Raw genomic sequence first — 2,476 nt, 5'->3', positions numbered from 1 at the left:
CCCGTGGCGTCCCCCGCCCCCCTGCGCTGGGCCGTGCTCGGCCCCGGCGCCATCGCCCGACGCTTCGCCTCCCAGCTGCCGGCCTCCGGCGCCGGCGCGATCGTCGCCGTCGGCAGCTCCGACGCCGCGCGCGCCCGCGCCTTCGCCGACGAGCACGCCCCCGGCGCGCGCACCGGCACCCACGCCGAGGTCCTCGCCGACCCCGACGTCGACGCCGTCTACGTCGCCACCGTGCACACCACCCACGCGCCGCTGGCGATCGCCGCGCTGCGCGCGGGCAAGCACGTGCTGTGCGAGAAGCCGCTGACCCCCAACCACGGCAGCACCATGGCCGTGGTCGACGCCGCCCGCCGGCACGGCCGGGTGCTGGTGGAGGCGTACATGTACGCCTTCCACCCGCAGCAGCGCGCCCTGCTGGAGCTGGTGCGCTCCGGCGCCCTGGGCCGCGTGCTGCACGTGGACGCCAGCTTCTCCTTCGCCGCCGGCTCCCCCACCGGCCGCCTCTTCGACGCGGACCTCGCCGGCGGCGGGATCCTCGACGTCGGCGGCTACCCGGTGACCATGGCGCGCGCCGTGGCCGCCGCGGCGCTGGGCCGCCCCGCCGCGCTGTCCTCGCTGCGCGGCTCGGGCACGGTCGGCCCCACCGGCGTGGACGAGTGGGCCGTGGCAACGCTGGGGTTCGAGGGCGGGATCACCGCCACCGTGCGCACCGGCGTGCGGCTGGCCGAGGCGCCGGCCGTGGCGGTGCACGGCTCCGCCGGCTCGGCCCACCTGGCCGACCCCTGGGCGATCGGCGGGCGCACCGAGGTCGTCGTGCGGCGCGTCGGCGAGCCCGAGGAGGTGCTGCGCTTCGACCCCGGCGCCGAGGAGCACCTGCCCTACGCCGCCGAGGCGGCGGCGGTGGCGCGCCTGGCGGCGCGGGCCGCGGCCGGCGAGGACGTCTCGGCCGGCGCCGCCGAGCACGGCCTGGACGACAGCCTGGCCACCGCCGCGGTGCTGGACCGCTGGCGCGCCGCCGTGGGCGTGCGCTACCCCTTCGAGCGCGACACCGCGCACGTGCCGACCGTCTCGGGCCTGCCGCTGCGCGTGGCCGACCCCAACCCCATGCGGTACGGGCGCCTGGAGGGCCTGGACAAGCCCCTCTCCCGCGTCGTCGTGGGGGTGGACAACCAGCCCGACCTCGCGCACGCCTCGGCGCTGTTCGACGCGTTCTGGGAGCTGGGCGGCACCACGTTCGACACCTCGTGGTGGTACGGGCAGGGCCGGTTCGAGAAGCTGCTGGGGCAGTGGCTGACCAACCGCGGCCTGCACGAGCAGGCCGTCGTCGTCGTCAAGGGCGGGCACACGCCCGAGTGCACGCCGCAGGGCATGACCTGGCAGCTGCTGGAGTCCCTGGAGAACCAGCAGAGCAGCAGGGCCGACGTCTACCTGCTGCACCGCGACAACCCCCAGGTGCCGGTGGGCGAGTTCGTCGACGTGCTCAACGAGCACGCCGACGCCGGGCGCATCGGCGTGTTCGGCGTCTCGAACTGGTCCAAGGAGCGCTTCGACGAGGCCGACGCCTGGGCCGCCGCGCACGGCAAGCGGGGCTTCTCCCTGCTGAGCAACCACTTCGGCCTGGCCGAGGCGCTCGACGTGCCGTGGGCGGGCTGCGAGCACGTCACCGACGCGGCGTCCAAGCGCTGGCTGGTGCAGCGCCAGGTGCCCCTGCTGCCGTGGAGCTCGCAGGCGCGGGGCTTCTTCGCCCGCGCCGACCCCTCGGACCGCTCCGACGAGGAGCTGGTGCGCTGCTACTACAGCGACGCGAACTTCGAGCGCAAGCGCCGCGCGGAGAAGCTCGGCGCGGAGCTGGGGGTCCCGGCCACCGCGGTCGCGCTGGCGTACGTGCTGGCGCAGCCGTTCCCGACGTTCGCGCTCGTCGGCCCGCGCAGCGTCGCCGAGCTGCGCTCGTCGACGGCCGGCCTGCGCGTGCGGGGGGCGTCAGCGGCGGGTCAGGCCCAGCTCGCGCAGCGAGGCCTTGACCTCCTCGGGCCGCCAGCCGAGGCGGCCGTCGGTCCACGTCGGCTCCGGCAGCAGCCGGCGGCCGACGAGCTGGTGCAGGGTGGCCACGTCCACGTCGTAGCGGTGGCTGACCTGCAGCAGGGTGAGCTTGTCCATCGGTGCCTCTCCTCGCCCCGGTGCGCGCCCGGGCGTGCGTGCCCGCGGACCGGGCGGCCGGCGGGGTGGGTGGCCTGGCGCTCGGGAGCGGGCTCAGGCCCTCCCAGGGTACCGCCGGCACCGCTCCCGCCCGGCCCGCCGGCCGCTGGCCGCGTCCGTGCCGACGCGCAGCACGATGCCGCAGCCCACCCCGCAGTAGGAGCAGGAGGTGCGCACGGTGTCGGCGGTGGTGGTGCGCGGCGTCTCCGGCGACCGGGAGCACCCGGCCAACGCCGGGCGGCTGTGCACCAAGGGCGCCACGAGCGCGGAGTTCCTCCTC

2 protein-coding genes and 1 pseudogene are annotated in these 2,476 nt (G+C 76.9%); 2 read left to right on the top strand and 1 reads right to left on the bottom strand.

What is annotated here, in order from left to right; translation table 11 throughout:
* Nucleotides 1–1,971, top strand: a pseudogene (locus tag GTR00_RS18810) (aldo/keto reductase); the annotation flags it as partial.
* A gap of 279 nt (nucleotides 1,972–2,250) precedes the next feature.
* Here GTR00_RS18810 and GTR00_RS26485 read toward each other — a convergent pair.
* Complete coding sequence (locus tag GTR00_RS26485) at nucleotides 2,251–2,373, bottom strand: hypothetical protein (RefSeq protein ID WP_407659736.1); 123 nt, start codon at nucleotides 2,371–2,373, stop codon at nucleotides 2,251–2,253.
* On the opposite strand from GTR00_RS26485, the gene GTR00_RS26480 reads away from it, so the two are divergent.
* A partial coding sequence (locus GTR00_RS26480) for a hypothetical protein (protein WP_407659735.1) occupies nucleotides 2,366–2,476 on the top strand: 111 nt, incomplete at its 3' end. The genes GTR00_RS26485 and GTR00_RS26480 overlap by 8 nt on opposite strands.

The sequence above is a fragment of the Kineococcus indalonis genome, assembly GCF_009906395.1.
GTDB classification, from domain to species: Bacteria; Actinomycetota; Actinomycetes; order Actinomycetales; family Kineococcaceae; genus Kineococcus; species Kineococcus indalonis.
This window is presented reverse-complemented; position numbering and strand designations above follow the sequence as displayed.